Genomic DNA, 19420 nt, shown 5'->3' on the forward strand with positions numbered 1-19420 from the left:
CGGCATAACCGTCCATCTTTACTTGTTCTTAACGCTAAGTCCTTGCTCTATCGTAAAATAAAAACCCGATTAATTAGCTAGGAAGCAACCTGTTTTTGCGATTAAAGACCGCCGCTGGCGTCTTGGGCTCGGGCATTTTCTAGGGTTTCTGTAAGCGCTTCGCCCAAATGCGTTTCCATAATCTGGCGATACCGTGGCGTATTGCGGTAGCCTCCGTCGGCCGCAAAGAAAGCTACCATTAACGTTGCCCAATCATTACTATGCGGCATAATAATCCCAAAGGTTTCACCGTGCTCATCAGCGATTGGATGATGCCGAAGTGGTGCACCCTGCTCTACCGCGCGCCAATAGTTGTAGGCATCAATATAGCTGTACATTCCATCATGGCTTACTGCATCAATAATCTCCGGATTACTTTCAGCTGGGTGAATATCGACACCCGGTTGAAAACGGTCACGAATCCCCCTAATCCGCTCTTCATGCAATGTACCGCTGAACGCCATCGGTTCTAAATCAGCAAACACTTCTGGGAAATCCATCCAGTCTGTCAGTTCTGCGATGCCATTGTGGGTAACTAGAACCGCGACATTATTTAGATATGCGGGTGAAAACTGCAATTCGGCTCGACGCTCTTCTGTAATGGTGACGTTACCTAAACCAAACACACCACCTTGAGCATCCACGATGCGCTGATAAAAACGTTGCCAGTTTGTTTCTTCTACAAACTCAAGATTTACGCGCACAGCATGGTAACGCTCAAACCAGGAAACAAAATCTCGCATAATTTCTACTGTCACACCGGTGAGCTCACCGTTCTCATCTGTGTAAGCAAAGCCATCTGCGGCAACATATAACACGCGTAGATCTGCCTGACCCTTGGCACTTGCTGCAGAGCGAGCGGTTCCTTGGTCTTGAGCGTCGGTTACCGTGGACTGCGGGGCTTCAGTACAGGCGATCATCCCAAGGGCTAACCCAAACAACACACTTAATTTAAACAATTTCATCAGTTTACCTATGCGATTGAAATGGCAGGTGAAGCCAAAGCGTATCACCATCCGTTGCCGCGTTCACGCGATTATCGATCAATTGAATACGTAATGCCCACAGCATATTCGGATCGATACAGGCACCAAGAAGAATATTGGCATGCTGGTACTGAGGCTGCTCTGAAGGTTCCCACATGACAGGAATTCTTCCCATATACATACTTTCACCCACGATTTCGCTGCGACCTATAGTAACGGCTTCGGGAAGTTTCATCGAAATCCTAATGGGCGCTTCAAAAGGCATTCTTGGATTACTTGAACGTATATGTATCACTTCACCCGCTATTAAGGCATCAATAGAATGGGTACAGCCGCTCAAATCGCCCTGTTCCTCGTTACAAAATGGAGTTTCAAGTGACGCTGCAGATTTTTCTGCGCATCCGGAAAGCAAAAGCAAAAAAAGAAACGTAAGCAACAGGAGGAAAACTTGGGATTTTTGCCTATGCTTAGTTTTTGAACAGCCAGTGAATAACATTTGTTAACGCCCGATTTTATTACGCTACATTATAGTTACAGAATCGGTAATTGTTTGATCTCGGTCATAGGAATCGACCGCCAATACACTGTATTTTCGACCTTAAAACCCGTACAATTCAGCCAGGTTTCGAACTTTAGGAGTACGCCACTTGGGGGATTCTAATGTTCGATGTCGTCACCGATGTCCTGCAACTACAGCGGATCTAAAAATAATGAGTACAACTACCAATCAACCTATTGAGTATAACCTGAAGGTGGTCAAGCAGTTCACCATAATGACCATTATTTGGGGTATTGTCGGTATGGCGGTGGGTGTGTTGATTGCGGCCCAACTTGTTTGGCCTGCACTTAACTTCGATACCCCTTGGCTTACCTATTCACGACTTCGTCCACTTCATACAAATGCTGTTATCTTCGCATTTGGTACCAGTGCCCTCTTCGCGACAGCTTATTACATTGTGCAGCGAACCTGTCAGGTACGCCTGTTCTCGGATAAGTTAGCAGCCTTCACCTTCTGGGGATGGCAAGCGGTTATTGTGGGAGCGGTGATTACCTTACCAATGGGAATCACCACAAGCAAAGAGTATGCAGAACTAGAATGGCCTATCTCCATTCTGATTTTGCTGGTGTGGGTTGCCTTTATTATTGTGTTCTTTGGTACCTTGGCAATTCGCCGTACCTCACACATTTATGTGGCAAACTGGTTCTATGGCGCCTTTATTATTGCGGTAGCCATGCTTCACATTGGTAATAACCTGGCAATTCCAGTTTCCTTTACGAAGTCGTACTCAATCTATGCGGGTGCCGTGGATGCCATGATGCAATGGTGGTACGGGCATAACGCCGTGGGCTTCCTGCTCACAGCCGGTTTCTTGGGCATGATGTACTACTTTGTTCCGAAACAAGCAGAACGCCCGGTCTATTCTTATCGTTTGTCGATCGTGCATTTTTGGGCCTTGATCACCATTTATATCTGGGCGGGTCCGCACCACTTGCATTGGACCGCACTGCCAGACTGGGCGCAAAACGTGGGTATGGTTATGTCGGTCATTTTGTTCGTTCCATCTTGGGGCGGCATGATCAACGGTATTATGACCTTATCCGGCGCTTGGCATAAGTTACGCACAGACCCCATCCTGCGTTTCTTAATCGTATCCTTGTCTTTCTACGGGATGTCGACCTTCGAAGGGCCGATGATGGCAATTAAGTCGGTTAACGCCCTATCACACTATACTGACTGGACCATTGGACACGTGCATTCAGGTGCATTGGGCTGGGTGGCGATGATCACTATTGGTGCCATTTACCACTTGATTCCGATTTTGTTCGACCGTGAGCGGATGTACAGCATCCGGTTGATTAATACACATTTCTGGTTACATACCATTGGTGTGGTGCTCTACATCGTCGCGATGTGGATCTCCGGGGTCACTCAAGGTCTGATGTGGCGTGCAGTGAACTCAGACGGAACCCTCACCTATAGTTTCGTAGAGAGTTTAGAAGCATCTTACCCGTTCTACTTCGTCCGCTTTGTCGGTGGTGTCTTTGTGGTAGCTGGTATGTTGGTCATGGCGTACAACGTCTGGAAGACCATCCGTAGCGAAGAGGTTCGTGCCAAAGAACCACTTGCCACGCAGCCGGCGTAAGGAGACTCGAACAATGAGCAAAACTAAAAACAAACATGAACTCGTAGAAAAACACGTCGGTTGGCTCGCCGTGTTTGCGATTATCGCAATTTCTATTGGTGGTTTGGTGGAAATCACCCCACTGTTATTCCAAAAGCAGGTACAGGAACCGGTGAAAAATCTGCGTCCTTATACAGCATTGGAATTAGAAGGTCGTGATATCTATATCCGTGAAGGCTGCGTTGGCTGTCATAGCCAAATGATTCGCCCTTTCCGTGCTGAAACTGAACGTTATGGCCACTATTCTGTCGCGGGTGAATCTGTATGGGAGCACCCTTTCTTGTGGGGCTCTAAACGTACAGGTCCAGACTTGGCTCGGGTTGGTGGTCGCTATAGTGATGAGTGGCATTACGTACACTTGATTGACCCACGTGCAGTGGTTCCTGAGTCGAATATGCCTGCTTATCCTTGGCTTGCAGAGCGTACTTTGGATGGCCGCTTAACAGAACGGAAAATGCGCGCTTTTCAACGATTGGGCGTTCCTTACACTGACGAAGATATCGACGGTGCAGGTGAGCGAGTTCGCGGCAAGACGGAAATGGAAGCCCTGATTGCATACCTGCAGTCTCTTGGCACAGCATTGAGGTAATTATGGGCGGTCCAGGGTTTCAAGCACTGTATACGCTGCTGGTTTTCGGTGTCATTCTCATCGTAATTGGATGGGCATATTGGCCGAGAAACAAAGATAAATTTGAGCGCAAAGGCGAATCTATATTTGAGGACGGTGAGATCGACCGTTCTCCTGAGCGCAAGAAACAGGAGTCAAGCAAAGATGAGTAGCTTCTGGAGCTGGTGGATTATTGTTCTCACCCTAGGGTCATTAGTAGCGATTGCTGCGCTGCTCTGGTGGAACATGACAAACTTCACCGATGTTGAAGAAGGTGAATCCATGGGCCATGAGTTCGACGGCATCGTTGAACTCAACAATCCATTACCAAAATGGTGGACTATTTTGTTCTGGATCTGTTTGGCCTGGGGTCTGCTATATCTTATCCTCTACCCTGGTTTAGGCAATTTCCAGGGATTATTGGGATGGTCGAGTTCGAACCAGCATGTACGTTCGCTAGAAGAGTCGCGGCAAGCGGTGATCGATGCTCGTGAAGCAGGACTCAATGTAGCATACGACCGTGAGCGCGCTCGTGCCGAAGAGGTATATGGTCCGATTTTCCAACAGTATGCATCGTTGGAAATCACCGAGATTGCAGAAAACAGAGAAGCGCTGCGGATCGGTCAACGTCTGTTCTTGCAAAACTGCGCACAGTGTCACGGCTCCGATGCTCGAGGTTCATTGGGTTTTCCGAACCTCACTGACGGCGTGTTCAACTGGGGCGGTTCGGCAGAACATGTATACACGACCCTTATGCAAGGCCGTGAAGGGCAAATGCCTGACTTCTTGGACCAACTCGGTGAGCAAGGCATCCGAGAAATGACCGCTTATGTGCTGTCATTGAGCGGCCGTACTGTGGATCGGGACTTAGCCCGTGCAGGTGAGCAAAACTGGGCAGTATGTGCAGCGTGTCATGGTCCAGATGGCCGCGGAAACATTGCCTTGGGTGCGCCGGATCTCACCAACAACGTGTGGCTTTACGGTGGATCACAACGGGCTATCGAAGAAACCCTGCTTTATGGTCGCAATGGCGTGATGCCGCGTTGGGATGCCATATTAGGTGAAGACAAAGTGAAAATCTTGTCTGGTTATATTCTTAGTTTAAATGCAGATTAATCAAAACAGTGATTTGGCAATGGAAAGCCCCGCACTCCGGGGCTTTTTTGTCAAAAGGAGTACGGGTTGCAATGGCTGTAAATACCCCACAGAAAACACCTTGGTATAAAGTTGGTTGGGTCTGGTACATTATTTTTATGAAATTTGCCGTGATTACCGCATGTATCATCACCGCGATATTAATTTACCGTAACCCCATCTCCATGGTGGTTGATGATTATTATACCGAAGGTCGCTCGATTAATTTGCAGCTGCAAAAAGTGGCCGAGGCGGAAGCGCGTGATTTGTCGTTCTACTTAGACATTGATGACGAGCAGATTAGCTTACGTTTCCGCACGGGTGAAGCGGATGATAATACGGCGTTGGCTTTGGTGTTCTTTCATCCCACAATGCATGAGTTTGATTTCTCCTTGCGATTACCGCGGGGTGGCGATGGTGTGTACCGACAACAATTACCAGAGTCTATTAGTGGACATTGGCGGGTTGATATTCAGCCGTTAGACGATAGCTGGCGCGTGAGTCAAAATATCCACCTCCCAGCAGAGGATACCATTGTGATGTTACCAGTGAATTACGGGATCTAATGCAAGACGCGAAGTTTCTCGATGAACAAGACACACCGCAGCAGCTCCAGCCGTCGGTGTGTTTTCATTGCTTTGAAGCCGTGCCTGAAGGCCTTGATTTAACGGTAGCGATTGATGGTGCAGAGCAACCCATGTGCTGCTACGGCTGTAAATCCGTGGCAGAAACTATCGTTGATCAGGGGCTTACCCACTTTTATAAGTACCGCGATACCAGCAAAACCGACGTTAAGCTGATACCCGATGAACTCAGCCACATTAACGAACAACTCAAACGTTACGACGATCCCGATATTCAACGGGAATTTGTGCGTAGCGACGACCATCAACAATCGGCCACATTGGCCATCGAAGGAATGACCTGTGCCGCCTGTGCATGGTTAATAGAGAAACAACTCCATCATACGGCAGGCGTACAGAAGGTTGTTGTAAACTCTGCGACTGAGCGCGTACAGGTTGTCTGGGATCAGCGGCATACCCAACTTAGCCAAATTCTCTCGGCGATATACGCAGTTGGCTATAAAGCACTCCCCTTTCAACAGGCCGATATTGAAGCCTCCTACGACCGCAAACGCAGAGGCTTTATCCGCCGCTTAGGGGTTGCCGGGATTGCTTCTATGCAAACCATGATGGTGGCCTTTGGTTTGTATTATGAGGATATTGATGCCACCACCAAGCTTTATTTTTGGTGGGTCTCGTTGCTGTTTACGGCACCCGTGATTGTCTACAGTTGCCAACCATTTTTTGCCAACGCAATCCGCGCACTAAAGGCACGCACTTTAAACATGGATGTGCCGGTCGCACTTGCCATGGCAGTGATGTTTATTGCCAGTTTTTACGCCACCATTACCGATACTGGGGAGGTATACTACGAATGTGTCACCATGTTCGCATTCTTCTTACTTTCCGGGCGTTTTCTCGAGTTACAGGCACGGCATAAAGCCATAGCCAACGCAGCCAATCTCATGAAGCTTATTCCCGCGATCGCGGAGCGGGCACAAAGTGATGACCAATGGGAACAGGTGATGGTGAAGTATCTCGAAGCAGGTGACACCATACGGGTATTGCCTGGAGATACAATTCCCGTTGATGGCACCCTCCTCAGTGAACAGGCGTGGTGCGATGAATCCTTGCTCACCGGTGAGAGTCGGCCCGTCGTGAAACGGCAAAATGAATCGCTCTACGCAGGTTCAGTTAACCAAGAACAGGCCATATTGCTGCAAGTATCTGCTACCCGACAAGACACGCTGTTATCCAGTATTATTCATATGCAAGACAGTGCAATGGAGCAGAAGCCTTCATTTGTACGCATTGCCGATGTTGTCAGCCGCTATTTTATTGCTGCCATGTTGCTGGTTACCGCCCTAACCTATGGTGTTTGGTGGTTTATCGATCCGGATCGCGCGTTTTGGGTCACTTTAGCGGTACTCGTGGCGACCTGCCCTTGCGCCCTATCCCTTGCAGCCCCAACCGCTATGAGTGGTGCTGTGAGTCGGCTAAACCGGGTAGGTATTCTACTAAAACAGGCTGCATTAATTGAACGTTTACCAAGTATGAAAACGATCTGCGTGGATAAAACAGGCACCCTTACTCAAGGCCGCTTTTCTCTGGTGAATGAGTGGATCCTGAGCGATCGTTATACCGACAATGAAGTGCATCGTCTTGCAGCGAGCCTTGAACAAGCGTCGGAACATCCGCTTTCACGCCCCTTTAAGCAACGGGCCGCGGTACTTCCTTATGTCACCACAGAGAACCATCCAGGTGCTGGAATTTGCGGGCGCTACCACAAAACCAACTATCGCATAGGTAGTCTTGAGTTCGTGCAAACGCTAGCTCCCCAGGCTGAATCCCCCGATCCCCATGCCAATGTGTTTTTAGCCGACGCCGAAGGTCTTATTGCTGCGTGGCAAGTCGACGATCAAGCACGTCCCGATGCTGAAGAAACCATCGCCTGGTGCACCGCTCAAGGTTATGACGTGGTGATGTTAACCGGAGATTCAAGCGAAAGGGCCCACGCGATGGCAGAAACCTTGGGGATTACTAAAGTATTCGCTGAGTTAAAGCCGGCCGATAAGCTTTGGCACCTGCAAGCGTTACAAGTTAAAGGTCCAGTTCTGATGATCGGGGATGGGATTAACGATGGTCCTGTGTTGGCAGCCGCCGATGGCTCAATCACCTTTGCTTCTGGCTCAGATCTCGCGCAAGCGGGCAGCGATGTAGTCATCCTGACCGGTGATTTGAGTGCATTGCGCCGTTTGCAAGAAACGGCTCAGCTCACCCGGCGTATCATTCGGCAGAACTTTGCATGGGCATTAGGGTATAATCTCACTATCTTGCCTTTAGCGGTAACAGGCCAAGTTGGTCCTTTATTGGCTATGCTCGGTATGTCGATGAGTTCATTGATTGTTATGGCAAATTCGCTACGCTTAATGCGCGACGTACGTTAACGGACGGAAGTATGGAAATTCTGCATTTAATGGTTCCCATAGCGATTATTCTCGTGATCATTGCTATTGCCCTATTCTTCTGGGCCGTGCGTACAGGACAATTTGATGACCTGGAAAGGCAAGGCTACAACATCCTATTAGACGACGAATCAAAGAAAAAACCGCAAAAGAACGACACGGCTGACGAGAAAACAAAGCAAGATTCACCTCAGGATAAAGCGGGCTCATGACCGAAACCCTTCCGTTTTTACTCACGGCGTTAGTTATGGGTTTTGCCGGTAGCGGTCATTGCTTAGCCATGTGTGGCGGCCTAGCGGCCGCTATGGGCATGCATCATTCAGCGCCTCGCCTCTTTTTGTATAACCTCGGCCGTATCTTTAGCTATGCAATTGCCGGCGCTATCGTCGGTGCAGCACTATTGTCCGCCGCAAGCCTTTACCCAACCTTGTTGGTCGGCCTGCGCGTTTTGGCTGGGGTATTCATGGTGTTGCTCGGGCTTTATTTTATCCGTTGGCGGCAGGTGTTGCTTTGGATAGAACGTTTAGGCAGTTTGTTGTGGAAGCAAATTCAGCCTTTGGCCCGTAAACTACCTGCGGAAAAGACTAACTTGCAAGTACTCTTAGCCGGAATGATCTGGGGATGGCTCCCGTGTGGATTAGTTTACAGTGCTTTGGCTTGGTCGGCTTTGTCAGCCTCGCCAATGCAAGGTGCAGCCTTTATGCTAGTATTTGGAGCCGGAACCTTACCGGCTATGTTTCTTACCGGTGTATTTAGCCATAAACTCCAACATTTTTTGCAGTCGCGAGGCTTTCGTTGGATTGCAGGACTGGTTATGATCGGTTACGGTATAGCGACATTGGTCATCGCTGTGCAGCAATTGCACATGACCACTTAAGGAATCATCATGGAACGTTCGTCAAATTTAGTGAACCACATCAATTGCCAGAACTGTAGCATTAGCCAGCTATGCTTACCGTTTACGCTTGATCACGGTTCTCTAGAACGCCTAGATTCCATGATCGAGCGCAAACGCCCCTATCAACGTGGAGACACCCTGTTCCGCGCTGGTGAAGGTTTAACAAGCCTATATGCAGTGCGTTCTGGCAGCGTGAAAAGTTATGCTCTTAATGACCATGGTGAACTGCAAATTACCTCCTTTCATCTTCCCGGTGATTTAGTGGGCTTTGAGGCAATAAGTACCGGCAAACATCATAGTTATGCCGAAGCCATGGAAACCTCCATGGTGTGCGAGATCCCCTATAACAACTTAGAAAATTTAACCGGACAAATCCCGGCATTGCGACGCCAATTAATGCGCTTAATGAGCGAAGAAATTAACGCAGACAAGCGGATGTTAACGTTACTTAATACGCGCACCGCAGAGCAGCGCCTGGCTACCTTTTTGGTGGAACTATCAGCCCGTTTCCGAGCACGTGGCTTATCATCGCGGGAATTCCGACTCACCATGACCCGCGCTGAAATCGGGAACTATCTTGGTCTTACCGTAGAAACTGTGAGTCGTCTTTTTGGTAAGTTCCAGAAAGCTGATTTAATCAGCGTTGACGGTCGTTTAGTTGCTATCACAAGCCCGGAAAAACTGGCAGAGACTGCCGGCCTACCTCCAACTGCTTGCCTCTAAATAGTCACTGGAAATTCGTGCGTTTTCTATAGGTTACGCTACACTGAACGAAGTAATCATTCGTTCAGGAGTGGAACCCATGTACGAAAAACTGCTCGTTGTGCTCGATCCAGCCCAAGAAACCCAAAAAGCGCTAGGTCGCGCATTGCATTTAGCACGCATTCAACCGTCGCAACTAACGCTTTTCGTATCGATCTATGATTTTGCTTACGAAATGACGACCATGCTCTCCGGCGAAGAGCGTGAACAAATGCGCCAAAGCCTAATCGCTGATCAAGAAGCATGGATTCGTGACCAAATCAGAAACTATGACAGCAAAGATTTGGTAATCGATATTGTAGTGGTATGGCACCATCGCCCCTTCGAAGCCATCATTAAGCAGGCCATTGAAGGCAACTATGATTTGATTGTCAAAGGCACACAGAAACACGACACCTTACAAAGCGTGATCTTCACCCCTACCGATTGGCACCTATTACGCAAAGCGCCAAGTCCAGTATTACTTGTCAAAGATCACGATTGGCCCCAACACGGCAGTGTATTGGCGGCGGTGAATGCTGCGTCGGACAGTGATATTCACCAAGGGTTAAATCGGAAAATTCTGAAAGCGGCTGGGTACATCAGCAAAAAACTCAACTCATATTTACATATTGTAAACTGCTTTCCAGGCGCTCCTGCGTCTATAGCCGTTGAAATACCTGAATTTGACACCCATCAGTATCAAGCGAGTGTTCGCGAGCATCATGAAACAAGTCTGCTGAACATTGCGCAGGAAGTGGATGTTGATTTTGCTGGGCTGCATTTACGAGAGGGCTTACCAGACGATGAAGTGCCCCGCGTCGCCAATGAACTCGATGCGGAATTAGTGGTTCTAGGTACCATTGGTCGCACCGGAATTACCGCCGCCCTTTTAGGGAATACCGCTGAGCATGTGATCGAACAGCTGAACTGTGATTTGCTTGCGATCAAGCCAGAGGGCTTCAAGTCCCCCATGGCTAAGAATTAACTCGAGGCTATAAGGGCCAATATACATCATTGCAACACACCAAGGCCGGCAGGTATAATTGCCGGCCTTTTTGTAGCCGCTGTTAACTGAGAAATTGCTATGTCTATTGAGCTTGCTTCCATGCCTTCTACAGGCACATCCCCCGCCCGACCAAAGGCAGAGGCTCGGCAGTCCTATAGCGTTAATAAGTTAGAAAAGCGGATTCGTCGCGCCGCCGGTAAGGCCATTGAAGATTTTGGGATGATCAGTGATGGTGACCGGATCATGGTGTGCTTGTCCGGGGGCAAAGATAGCTACACATTGCTCACGACCTTACGGTACCTGCAACGGGTTGCTCCAGTACATTTTGAATTGATCGCGGTTAATTTAGACCAGAAACAACCGGGGTTTCCGGAGCACATATTGCCTGAATACCTCGAAGCAGAAGGCGTGCCTTATCGGATTATCGAAGAAGATACCTACAGTATCGTGAAAGATAAGGTGCCAGAAGGCAAAACGACCTGTGCCCTGTGCTCCCGATTACGCCGGGGAATTCTCTATCGCACCGCGAAAGCGCTTGGCGCAACAAAAATTGCATTGGGTCACCATCGAGACGATATGATCGAAACCATGTTACTCAACATGTTTTACGGCGGAACCCTTAAATCAATGCCACCGAAACTGGTCAGTGATAACGGTGAGCATGTTGTTATCCGCCCGCTCGCTTATGTGCGCGAGAAAGATATCCAACGCTACGCGGCCGCTAAACAATATCCAATCATTCCCTGCAATCTGTGCGGTTCCCAAGAGAACCTACAACGGAAAGTGATCAAAGAGATGCTGCAGACATGGGACCGGCAGTATCCCGGCCGTATTGAAAGCATGTTTAAAGCCATGACTCAGGTTGTACCGAGTCACCTTGCTGATGCGAGTTTATTTGATTTTCATGGACTTGCGGCAACGGGAGTTGCCGATCCGAATGGTGATACAGTCTTTGATCCGCCAAGCTTAGGCGATCCTCGCGCTTTTATTCAAGACGACGAAGATTCGGCTCAGATCCCCATTTTAAAAGTCGAGTGATTCCAACATACGGGCGTCTTGAATGATGGCCCGATTCACCCGAATCATTTGATTGAGTTCCGCAATGTAATCCTCACCCCGCTCAGAGTAGCTTAATAAGCCTAACGTAAGCGGCTGCGCAGTAATTGGAATACCCTGACGCCGCAGATCGGCACGAATCGACCGTAGGTCATAATAGGCGGGATGGGTATTAAGGTTCCGTATGTACGCTCGTACAGAGGCTTCTACACTCTCAAAATACTGAACTTCATGCACGGCCCCTTCCGGACGCGCTGCAGGTACAATGCCACAGCCTTCATTCCAGCACCATTGACCGAAAAAGTTGCGGGCATCTAAGGCGAAACGCGACGTTCCCCAACCCGACTCGTTTGCAGCTTGAATGAGTACTAATGTATCTGGAATAACGTCGACACGGCGCATTAAGGTCAGCAATTTCTCTTCACGCTGACGATGTGTCACCCGATAATAACGCGCCATATCATTAAGCCAACGTTGTTCTGCGCCAGTTAAACTTTGTCGTTGACGATGCTTTTCAAGTAAACGCGAAACATGGCGGCGCTGTTCAAGGAGAACGCTATTTTCATAATCGATAGCGGGTAATAGATAACTGAAAAATTCAATTTTCCGCGTATTTACATCGTGAATTGCAGAAAAATCGGGGACTTCCGTGGTTTGTCTCGGATGACGTGGTTGTACGGGTGGTAAGCGATCGGAAATTTCCAACTCATACGACACCGCACGATCTTTAAGACCACGTTCGACATAAAATGGCACGGCCAATGCCGCTACCACTACAAACCATGCAAGGCATTGAAATACTCGAATTTTAATCATCGTATCGCGTTTCTCTGAAGCATTTGTTGGCTATTATACATCATGTTTACGCGCGAAAGTCATCATCACGATTGGGTCGGGATAAGGAGTCATCTGCATCAGAACTCTGGTCCGGTTCAGGGTCAACTACTGGATTATTGGTAAACGTTGAGTTCGATGTGTCGTCTTCGTCGGTGCTTACCGCAAATAAAATGCGGTAGCTCTCTGCAATGGTAAAGAAGTACAACGGAATAACCCGAGTAAAAAGCACATAGGTGAGTACAAGCCCGCCAACCACCGCCGCATAAACCCCTGCACCGCCTGCTGTGGCAAAAGCAACCAATATGGTGGCGGCAACCGCAATAAGGAGATAGAGCACAAACATCACAAAATGGAATATAAAAAATGCACCTATGTTCTTCCAAATAATCTGTGCTGAGCCAAGCACCGCGGCAAACGGCTTTGCTTGATACAGCGCTGCCATGGGAATAGCAAAGGTAAATAGGATTTGCGCAAACATCATCCAAATAATACCAACAGCCATGCCGAACAGTAACCCAAGTTGACTGACTAACGCGGTAATGATCGCGGTGCCAATAATGCGCCACGGATTCTGAAAGAACAGAAAGAAATCTTCACGATTTGATTTGATATGCAAGGTCGTTTTAAGGCTCACCCAATATAATCCAGCAACACAAGGTGCAAGGATCAAGGTTTGAATGGCCACACTCAAAATTTGCCCAACCCCTTCATTCACATCTACCCCGATGACTTCCGCTAATATGGCCACGAATATCATGGCCACAAAAAGCAGGAGTACAGTCCACCCCATCGCTCCTAAAAATGGGCCACGACGTGATTTTACGTGCTCATAAGCGGTTTTTATAATCCGATTAATATCAAGCTTTCCTGCAAAGGTGGAGGCGTGTTGATACGATCCGCGAAGCTTTTCCTGCATGGCGATGTCTCTGAATTGAATCTGCTAAAAGACGACGATACTCCGGTACATCCACGAAACATCGGCGAAGCGAATGCCCTATGGTACAATGCCCTATAGAATTCTCAAACTATTCTGAGTGTTATGGGTTATAAAATACGTACCGCTAACCATGGCGAACCATCCAAGCCAAAGCGCACCCTAGCCCGTCGTCGCTTGGGCTTTGGAAATCCATCGGGTAATACTAAAACGCGGTACCCTCACACTGTAGCGGCGCAAAATCGCCGTGTATTGTTGTTCAACAAGCCCATGAACGTGTTGTGTCAATTTACGGGGGAACACAGCGATCAGACGCTGAAAGATTTTATCGACGTGCCAGATGTGTACCCGGCGGGAAGGCTGGATAAAGACAGCGAAGGATTGCTTGTATTAACCAACGATGGCCAGCTGCAAGCACGCATTTCCTCACCAAAATTCAAGCAAGACAAAGTCTATTATGTGTTGGTAGAAGGTGTCCCAAGCGCCGAGGCTCTTGCCAGACTTGCCGCTGGTGTTGAATTGAAAGACGGACCAACGCGTCCAATTAACGTAGAAATCGTTTCTCCACCTGATTGGCTTTGGTCACGAACGCCACCAGTGCGCGTTCGCAAACATATTGTCGATACCTGGTTGCGGCTTACTCTAAGGGAAGGCCGTAATCGACAGGTACGACGCATGACCGCCCATATAGGCCACCCAACATTGCGATTAATTCGCTGGCAAGTGGGTCCTTGGAGCCTCGCTGATTTAGCCCCAGGAAGCTACCGCGAAATCACAGTTTAACTGGCCCAACCCAGTGAAAAAATGCTAGAATTCGCGCCAATACGTTCTCGGTGAAATATCTTGGCAAATAAAACCAATCCTATGACAAACTCCATAGCAGATCCTGCTTCAAAACGCGTGATCGTTGGTATGTCCGGCGGTGTCGATTCTTCTGTGTCTGCCTACTTGTTGATCCAACAGGGATTTCAGGTGGAAGGCCTGTTTATGAAAAACTGGGAAGAAGATGACACTGACGAGTATTGTGCGGCAGCGACAGACTTGGCTGATGCTGAAGCGGTCTGTGAAACCCTCGGTATTCCATTACATACGGTTAATTTTGCTGCGGAATACTGGGATAACGTTTTTGAGCACTTCCTCACCGAGTACCGTGCCGGACGGACCCCTAATCCGGACATCATGTGCAATAAAGAAATCAAGTTTAAAGCCTTTCTTGAATTTGCTGCCGAAGCACTAAATGCCGATTACATCGCCACTGGGCATTACTGTCAGCGTCGTTTAGGCGACGACGGTCGTTGGCAGCTCATTCGCGGGAAAGATACCAATAAAGACCAAAGCTATTTTCTGTATACCCTCTCACACGAGCATATTGCACAAACGCTTTTTCCTGTTGGTGAGCTAGAAAAACCTGAAGTACGTGCTATCGCCGAAGCGCAAGGGTTAGTCACAGCGGGAAAAAAAGATTCCACCGGAATCTGCTTTATTGGCGAGCGTAAATTTAAAGATTTTCTGCAGCAATATTTGCCCGCGCAGCCCGGTCCGATTAAAGATGTGGACGGCAATCAATTAGGTACGCACGAAGGTTTGATGTATCACACGATTGGTCAGCGGAAAGGATTACATATTGGTGGATTAGCCAATGCGGGTGATGAACCTTGGTATGTGGTCGATAAAGACGTCGCCAACAATCAACTGATTGTCGCTCAGGGCAGCTCGCACCCGCGTTTGTTTTCCAAAGGATTAATTGCAGGGCAATTACATTGGGTTAATCGCACGCCACTCTCTGCATCAACTCGATGCATGGTGAAAACTCGTTACCGCCAGGAAGATATTCCTTGCTCCCTGGAACCTCTCGCCAATGGGGATATTCAGGTCTTATTTGATACACCGGTGGCAGCGGTTACACCAGGTCAATCAGCGGTGTTCTATCAAGGCGATGTTTGTTTGGGCGGTGGTATCATAGAACAGCGGCTCACCGACTTTGAGGTAGCGCTTTAATGCATCGCAGTAATGAATTGCCCACTGTTTGGCACGAGCGCATGCTCGCATTTGGCGGTATAGGGTTAGCCGCTATCTGTGCGCAACAACTCGCCCGCCGTGGGGAAGTATTCCCCAGTGAGCATAGTGATACCCTGATTCATAGCTTATTGGAAACGGATCCGGAAAATACGCTTGCGGTATATGGCAGCATTCAAGCGCTTCAGCCCGCGCTGCGTGTGCTTTTAGGACAGTTAAACGGACAAGGTGCCAAAGATGTGGAACAAACCCGTTACGTGGTTGGGATTCTTAATCTTGAGCGGCATCTAATGAAAAGCCCCAAAGCCTTGCATGCATTGGGACGAGGTCTTACCCAAATTAAAAGACAACGGGATGAATTTGATTTCGATCATCACCGTATTATTGAGCATCTTGGCCAGCTTTATAGCGATATAATTAGTCCGCTTGGCCCTCGCATTCAGGTACACGGAAAACCAGAGTGTTTGAAACGCCCTGAAGTACAACACCATATAAGGGCGATGCTTCTCGCTGGAATTCGCAGTGCCGTATTATGGCGACAATTAGGCGGCAAGCGTCGACAAATCATATTTTCACGCAAGCGATTATTGCAGGCCATTGAACAATTATTGAACGCATAAACTAAACGTCCCATACGCCCGTTGTTTTGGGCGTATTTGAGCCCAACTCACGGAGTATATTAGCATGGCGCCTACAGCCCCCCTTTCCCTCTCGGAACTTACTGCGATTAGCCCAGTTGATGGTCGTTACGGCGCAAAATCAGCTGTGTTACGTGCTTATGTAAGTGAGTTTGGCTTGATTCATCAGCGCGTATTGGTCGAAGTGCGTTGGCTACAAAAGCTCGCAGCAATCCCACAAATTGAAGAAGTTCCGCCATTATCTGACGACGCCTCAGCCTATCTGGATGCCATTGTCACTGAATTTAGTGAAGCAGATGCAGCCCGCGTAAAGGAAATAGAACGCACCACCAACCACGACGTGAAAGCCGTTGAATATTTCTTAAAGGAAAAGGTGGCGAATCACCCAGAGTTACAGCAGGTAAGCGAGTTTATCCACTTTGCCTGTACCTCTGAAGATATTAATAACCTCTCCCATGCACTTATGCTGAATAACGCGAACCGTGAGGTCATCTATCCGTTACTAACGGAAGTCTTGCAGGCTTTGGTGACCCATGCCCAAAGCTATCGTGATATCCCGATGATGGCGCGCACTCACGGGCAACCGGCGACGCCAACCACTATGGGGAAAGAGTTTGCGAACGTAGCCGTGCGTTTAGACCGGCAAATGACGGCGCTGAAACAAGTGCAGTTTTTAGGCAAGATTAACGGTGCCGTGGGTAATTATAACGCCCATTTAAGTGCCTACCCAGATGTGGATTGGCATCAAGTGGCACAGTCCTTTGTCACCTCATTGGGCCTTACCTGGAACCCTTACACTACGCAGATTGAACCCCATGACTATATCGCCGAATGGTTTGATGCCTTATGCCGCGCCAACACCATTTTGATAGATTTAGACCGGGATCTTTGGGGCTATATTGCTTTGAATCATTTCAAGCAGCGCACCATTGAGGGTGAAGTGGGTTCTTCCACTATGCCGCATAAAGTCAATCCAATAGATTTTGAGAACTCTGAGGGTAATTTAGGGCTTGCCAACGCCGTCTTAGGCCATCTTGCCGCTAAGTTGCCTGTATCACGCTGGCAGCGCGACCTCACCGATTCGACTGTACTGCGTAATCTCGGTGTAGGATTAGGCTACGCCGTAATCGCCTATCAGGCCACTTTAAAAGGCTTGTCGAAACTGGAAGTGAATGAGTCCGTATTACTTAATGAACTAGACAGTAACTGGGAGCTGCTGGCCGAGCCGGTGCAAACAGTGATGCGCCGATACGGCATAGAAAAGCCTTACGAGAAATTAAAATCACTGACTCGTGGTAAACGAATTAGCCAAGCGGATCTGGCGCGTTTTATCGATGAGTTGGCCCTTCCAGCGCAGGTAAAGGATGACTTGAAAGCTCTCACTCCTGCGAATTACATCGGACGTGCGGTAGCTTTTGTCGATGAATTACCGGCGCATCTGGATAATTTGTAATGTCTGATTCTGGCTATGTACTTAATCATTACGCCTTTGATCCAGTGGTCTTTTTACGAGACCACTGGCAACAAAGGCCGTTGTTGATTCGACAAGCCATGATCGACTTCCAGGACCCGTTACAACCCGAAGAGCTTGCGGGCTTGGCTATGGAAAGCGGCGTGGATTCGCGATTGGTGGTGCACCACGACCAGCGTTGGGACGTGGCGCACGGCCCCTTTGAGCACTTTGACGCGCTTCCAGAAGACGGGTGGAGTTTATTGGTTCAAGCGGTAAACGAACATGTACCGGATGCCCAAGCACTGCTGCGGGCATTTCGGTTTTTACCGGATTGGCGTATCGATGACCTTATGGTGAGCTATTCAACCGCCCACGGTGGTGTAGGTCCCCATGTGGACCAATACGATGTATTTATCATTCAAGGGCAAGGCCAGCGACGCTGGCAGATTGGCGAGAAACAAGATTTAGCGACCCGTCTTCCCCACCCGGATCTGAAACAAACCGAGCCTTTTACGCCAATTATTGACGAGATCTTAGAACCAGGCGATATGATCTATATACCGGCGGGCTTCCCCCATGCAGGTGACACCCTAGCGCCGGCGATGAATTATTCCATTGGTTTTCGGGCACCCAGCCAAGCGGAGCTTCTATCAGCAAGTGCAGATTACGCGTTAGAGCATGACACATGGCAAACACGTTTTCGTGATCAGGTATCACAATTACTGGACGCTGAACGCAGCCAGCTCACGGATGCAGAACCTTGGTATTTGCCTGAGGCTGTGGTCAACGACTTTCAGCAGATGCTACAGCAAGCCCTTACCGATAAAACCCAGATACATAGAATTGTTGCTGAGTTGCTGTCGAAGAATCCGCGTCCACCGTTGCCAGAGTGGCCAGAGTCACCAGTTACCGAAAGCCGCTTGCCTTATCTGATTAGCCAACAACCGCTTTTATTTAAGGCCGTGGGTGTCCGCATGCTTACTACCCACCTGGAAGGGCAATTGTACGCGGTTGTGCAAGGCCATTGGTACTCCCTCGATGAGGATGCAGAAGCCCTATTTGTGGTACTCAACGAAATGACCGACTGCATTGAAAGTATGCATCTCAATGAATATCTGCAAAGTTCCCGAGCTCGACAATTGCTTTGTGGATTACTGAACGAAGGTCTGTTTATTTTTTCCGCCGAAGCTGGAGACTAACGAAAAAAGGGTGAGGTATCACATGCCACCTCACCCTTTGTTATTTACGGCAATCTTTACGATCACCTCGCATCATAAATTTAACGCGCTAAACCTTGCCACAACTCTTCATTCTGCACCAAGCCGTAGCAAGCTTCTGCATGCACAACCAGCATTTCGGCGAACTTGCGTTCAGTTGCATCACTGCGCTCATTCTGCAGGATTTCTTCTGCGCGTAACTGCCAACGCAAACTAAAATGGCGAAGCGCGTCGCGCGGATTCTCAGCAACCTTGGCATCTACATGGTCCGTTGGCACTACGCCGGTAATCGCCCATACTTTGTCGGTCACCCCTTTTAAGGTGAACTTCCACACCGCGATTTGAGGAACGAGGTATAGCGATTCTTTGGTCAATACTTGATCCGTGATCATGCCTTTTTCTACCAAGTAACCATTGGCTTTCTGAAATTGCTCCCGAACCCAGGCATTTTGTTCTTCTTCTGTCATTACTGGTTGATTATTCATTCTCTACTCTCATTATTTGCAACCGACCTGCCCTTTGCCGACAGCTCATACTCTACGAAACCCACCGAACCCGGTAGTTTAATACTAAAAAAAGTGACGCTCATAGTAACAAGGAAATGAACAAAGGAAAACCTAGCAAAGTCGTTCCCGATGGGGCTT

General features: G+C 48.6%; 21 protein-coding genes. 16 read left to right on the plus strand and 5 right to left on the minus strand.

Annotated features, from left to right (window positions below; all coding sequences use genetic code 11):
• Positions 1–101 precede the first annotated feature (101 nt).
• Positions 102–1004 (minus strand): substrate-binding periplasmic protein, encoded by a 903-nt coding sequence (locus FM042_RS02520; RefSeq protein ID WP_143234172.1) that lies wholly within the window; start codon positions 1002–1004, stop codon positions 102–104.
• Positions 1005–1008: 4 nt separating this feature from the next.
• A complete protein-coding gene (locus tag FM042_RS02525) occupies positions 1009–1260 on the minus strand; it encodes a hypothetical protein (RefSeq protein ID WP_143234173.1) in 252 nt (83 codons plus the stop codon).
• Positions 1261–1735: 475 nt separating this feature from the next.
• Between FM042_RS02525 and ccoN the strand changes: the two genes are divergently transcribed.
• The 11 genes from ccoN (at position 1736) to ttcA (ending at position 11663) form a co-directional block, all read left to right on the plus strand.
• Entirely contained in the window at positions 1736–3169 is a 1434-nt protein-coding gene (gene ccoN, locus FM042_RS02530) for a cytochrome-c oxidase, cbb3-type subunit I (RefSeq protein WP_143234174.1), read from the plus strand.
• Between the two features lie 13 nt (positions 3170–3182).
• Complete coding sequence (ccoO, locus tag FM042_RS02535) at positions 3183–3797, plus strand: cytochrome-c oxidase, cbb3-type subunit II (protein WP_143234175.1); 615 nt, start codon at positions 3183–3185, stop codon at positions 3795–3797.
• A 2-nt stretch (positions 3798–3799) separates the two neighbouring features.
• Positions 3800–3988 carry a cbb3-type cytochrome oxidase subunit 3 gene (locus FM042_RS12015; RefSeq protein WP_143234176.1) on the plus strand — a complete coding sequence of 63 codons (189 nt, stop codon included), beginning with the start codon at positions 3800–3802 and terminating at the stop codon, positions 3986–3988.
• Complete coding sequence (locus FM042_RS02545) at positions 3981–4931, plus strand: cbb3-type cytochrome c oxidase N-terminal domain-containing protein (protein ID WP_143234177.1); 951 nt, start codon at positions 3981–3983, stop codon at positions 4929–4931. Before FM042_RS12015 ends, FM042_RS02545 begins: the two co-directional genes overlap by 8 nt.
• A gap of 71 nt (positions 4932–5002) precedes the next feature.
• Entirely contained in the window at positions 5003–5515 is a 513-nt protein-coding gene (locus FM042_RS02550) for a FixH family protein (RefSeq protein ID WP_143234178.1), read from the plus strand.
• Positions 5515–7959: a heavy metal translocating P-type ATPase gene (locus tag FM042_RS02555; protein WP_143234179.1), complete on the plus strand. Its 2445-nt coding sequence runs from the start codon at positions 5515–5517 to the stop codon at positions 7957–7959. Before FM042_RS02550 ends, FM042_RS02555 begins: the two co-directional genes overlap by 1 nt.
• Positions 7960–7970: 11 nt before the next feature.
• The gene (ccoS, locus tag FM042_RS02560; protein ID WP_143234180.1) at positions 7971–8189 is read left to right on the plus strand and encodes a cbb3-type cytochrome oxidase assembly protein CcoS; all 219 of its coding nucleotides are present in this window, start codon (positions 7971–7973) and stop codon (positions 8187–8189) included.
• Positions 8186–8854 carry a sulfite exporter TauE/SafE family protein gene (locus FM042_RS02565; RefSeq protein ID WP_143234181.1) on the plus strand — a complete coding sequence of 223 codons (669 nt, stop codon included), beginning with the start codon at positions 8186–8188 and terminating at the stop codon, positions 8852–8854. Before ccoS ends, FM042_RS02565 begins: the two co-directional genes overlap by 4 nt.
• A gap of 9 nt (positions 8855–8863) precedes the next feature.
• Positions 8864–9598 (plus strand): fumarate/nitrate reduction transcriptional regulator Fnr, encoded by a 735-nt coding sequence (gene fnr, locus FM042_RS02570; protein WP_143234182.1) that lies wholly within the window; start codon positions 8864–8866, stop codon positions 9596–9598.
• 79 nt (positions 9599–9677) lie between these two features.
• Positions 9678–10604, plus strand: a complete 927-nt coding sequence (gene uspE, locus FM042_RS02575) for a universal stress protein UspE (protein ID WP_143234183.1) — start codon at positions 9678–9680, stop codon at positions 10602–10604.
• 120 nt (positions 10605–10724) lie between these two features.
• Positions 10725–11663, plus strand: coding sequence for a tRNA 2-thiocytidine(32) synthetase TtcA (gene ttcA / locus FM042_RS02580; RefSeq protein WP_143235583.1), 939 nt, complete (start codon positions 10725–10727; stop codon positions 11661–11663).
• Here the strand turns inward: ttcA and FM042_RS02585 are convergent.
• Both FM042_RS02585 and FM042_RS02590 read right to left on the minus strand, forming a co-directional pair.
• Entirely contained in the window at positions 11649–12497 is an 849-nt protein-coding gene (locus FM042_RS02585; RefSeq protein WP_143234184.1) for a glucosaminidase domain-containing protein, read from the minus strand. The genes ttcA and FM042_RS02585 overlap by 15 nt on opposite strands.
• 46 nt (positions 12498–12543) lie before the next feature.
• Positions 12544–13434, minus strand: a complete 891-nt coding sequence (locus FM042_RS02590; RefSeq protein WP_143234185.1) for a hypothetical protein — start codon at positions 13432–13434, stop codon at positions 12544–12546.
• A gap of 123 nt (positions 13435–13557) precedes the next feature.
• Between FM042_RS02590 and FM042_RS02595 the strand changes: the two genes are divergently transcribed.
• The 5 genes from FM042_RS02595 to FM042_RS02615 all read left to right on the plus strand — a co-directional run bounded on the left by FM042_RS02595 (position 13558) and on the right by FM042_RS02615 (position 18758).
• Positions 13558–14235: a pseudouridine synthase gene (locus FM042_RS02595; protein ID WP_143234186.1), complete on the plus strand. Its 678-nt coding sequence runs from the start codon at positions 13558–13560 to the stop codon at positions 14233–14235.
• Between the two features lie 81 nt (positions 14236–14316).
• Positions 14317–15450, plus strand: a complete 1134-nt coding sequence (gene mnmA, locus FM042_RS02600; protein WP_143234187.1) for a tRNA 2-thiouridine(34) synthase MnmA — start codon at positions 14317–14319, stop codon at positions 15448–15450.
• Positions 15450–16088, plus strand: a complete 639-nt coding sequence (hflD, locus tag FM042_RS02605) for a high frequency lysogenization protein HflD (RefSeq protein WP_143234188.1) — start codon at positions 15450–15452, stop codon at positions 16086–16088. Before mnmA ends, hflD begins: the two co-directional genes overlap by 1 nt.
• A 64-nt stretch (positions 16089–16152) precedes the next feature.
• Positions 16153–17559 carry an adenylosuccinate lyase gene (gene purB, locus FM042_RS02610; protein WP_143234189.1) on the plus strand — a complete coding sequence of 469 codons (1407 nt, stop codon included), beginning with the start codon at positions 16153–16155 and terminating at the stop codon, positions 17557–17559.
• Positions 17559–18758, plus strand: coding sequence for a cupin domain-containing protein (locus FM042_RS02615; protein ID WP_143234190.1), 1200 nt, complete (start codon positions 17559–17561; stop codon positions 18756–18758). Before purB ends, FM042_RS02615 begins: the two co-directional genes overlap by 1 nt.
• An 80-nt stretch (positions 18759–18838) precedes the next feature.
• Here the strand turns inward: FM042_RS02615 and FM042_RS02620 are convergent, their stop codons facing one another.
• The gene (locus tag FM042_RS02620) at positions 18839–19261 is read right to left on the minus strand and encodes a DUF4826 family protein (RefSeq protein WP_143234191.1); all 423 of its coding nucleotides are present in this window, start codon (positions 19259–19261) and stop codon (positions 18839–18841) included.
• Between the last annotated feature and the right edge of the window lie 159 nt (positions 19262–19420).

Origin of the sequence: Aliidiomarina halalkaliphila (genome assembly GCF_007096385.1) — a bacterium.
Lineage (GTDB): Bacteria > Pseudomonadota > Gammaproteobacteria > Enterobacterales > Alteromonadaceae > Aliidiomarina > Aliidiomarina halalkaliphila.

What these genes read in the sequence shown, in the direction of transcription:
- FM042_RS02620 (WP_143234191.1), bottom strand. Translation starts at nt 19,261, where the DNA reads ATGAATAATCAACCAGTAATGACAGAAGAAGAACAAAATGCCTGGGTT.
- purB (WP_143234189.1), top strand. Translation starts at nt 16,153, where the DNA reads ATGGCGCCTACAGCCCCCCTTTCCCTCTCGGAACTTACTGCGATTAGC.
- FM042_RS02555 (WP_143234179.1), top strand. Translation starts at nt 5,515, where the DNA reads ATGCAAGACGCGAAGTTTCTCGATGAACAAGACACACCGCAGCAGCTC.
- FM042_RS02585 (WP_143234184.1), bottom strand. Translation starts at nt 12,497, where the DNA reads ATGATTAAAATTCGAGTATTTCAATGCCTTGCATGGTTTGTAGTGGTA.
- uspE (WP_143234183.1), top strand. Translation starts at nt 9,678, where the DNA reads ATGTACGAAAAACTGCTCGTTGTGCTCGATCCAGCCCAAGAAACCCAA.
- FM042_RS02550 (WP_143234178.1), top strand. Translation starts at nt 5,003, where the DNA reads ATGGCTGTAAATACCCCACAGAAAACACCTTGGTATAAAGTTGGTTGG.
- FM042_RS02520 (WP_143234172.1), bottom strand. Translation starts at nt 1,004, where the DNA reads ATGAAATTGTTTAAATTAAGTGTGTTGTTTGGGTTAGCCCTTGGGATG.
- FM042_RS12015 (WP_143234176.1), top strand. Translation starts at nt 3,800, where the DNA reads ATGGGCGGTCCAGGGTTTCAAGCACTGTATACGCTGCTGGTTTTCGGT.
- FM042_RS02590 (WP_143234185.1), bottom strand. Translation starts at nt 13,434, where the DNA reads ATGCAGGAAAAGCTTCGCGGATCGTATCAACACGCCTCCACCTTTGCA.
- ttcA (WP_143235583.1), top strand. Translation starts at nt 10,725, where the DNA reads ATGCCTTCTACAGGCACATCCCCCGCCCGACCAAAGGCAGAGGCTCGG.
- FM042_RS02525 (WP_143234173.1), bottom strand. Translation starts at nt 1,260, where the DNA reads ATGAAACTTCCCGAAGCCGTTACTATAGGTCGCAGCGAAATCGTGGGT.
- FM042_RS02615 (WP_143234190.1), top strand. Translation starts at nt 17,559, where the DNA reads ATGTCTGATTCTGGCTATGTACTTAATCATTACGCCTTTGATCCAGTG.
- ccoN (WP_143234174.1), top strand. Translation starts at nt 1,736, where the DNA reads ATGAGTACAACTACCAATCAACCTATTGAGTATAACCTGAAGGTGGTC.
- FM042_RS02595 (WP_143234186.1), top strand. Translation starts at nt 13,558, where the DNA reads ATGGGTTATAAAATACGTACCGCTAACCATGGCGAACCATCCAAGCCA.
- FM042_RS02545 (WP_143234177.1), top strand. Translation starts at nt 3,981, where the DNA reads ATGAGTAGCTTCTGGAGCTGGTGGATTATTGTTCTCACCCTAGGGTCA.
- ccoO (WP_143234175.1), top strand. Translation starts at nt 3,183, where the DNA reads ATGAGCAAAACTAAAAACAAACATGAACTCGTAGAAAAACACGTCGGT.
- ccoS (WP_143234180.1), top strand. Translation starts at nt 7,971, where the DNA reads ATGGAAATTCTGCATTTAATGGTTCCCATAGCGATTATTCTCGTGATC.
- FM042_RS02565 (WP_143234181.1), top strand. Translation starts at nt 8,186, where the DNA reads ATGACCGAAACCCTTCCGTTTTTACTCACGGCGTTAGTTATGGGTTTT.
- fnr (WP_143234182.1), top strand. Translation starts at nt 8,864, where the DNA reads ATGGAACGTTCGTCAAATTTAGTGAACCACATCAATTGCCAGAACTGT.
- mnmA (WP_143234187.1), top strand. Translation starts at nt 14,317, where the DNA reads ATGACAAACTCCATAGCAGATCCTGCTTCAAAACGCGTGATCGTTGGT.
- hflD (WP_143234188.1), top strand. Translation starts at nt 15,450, where the DNA reads ATGCATCGCAGTAATGAATTGCCCACTGTTTGGCACGAGCGCATGCTC.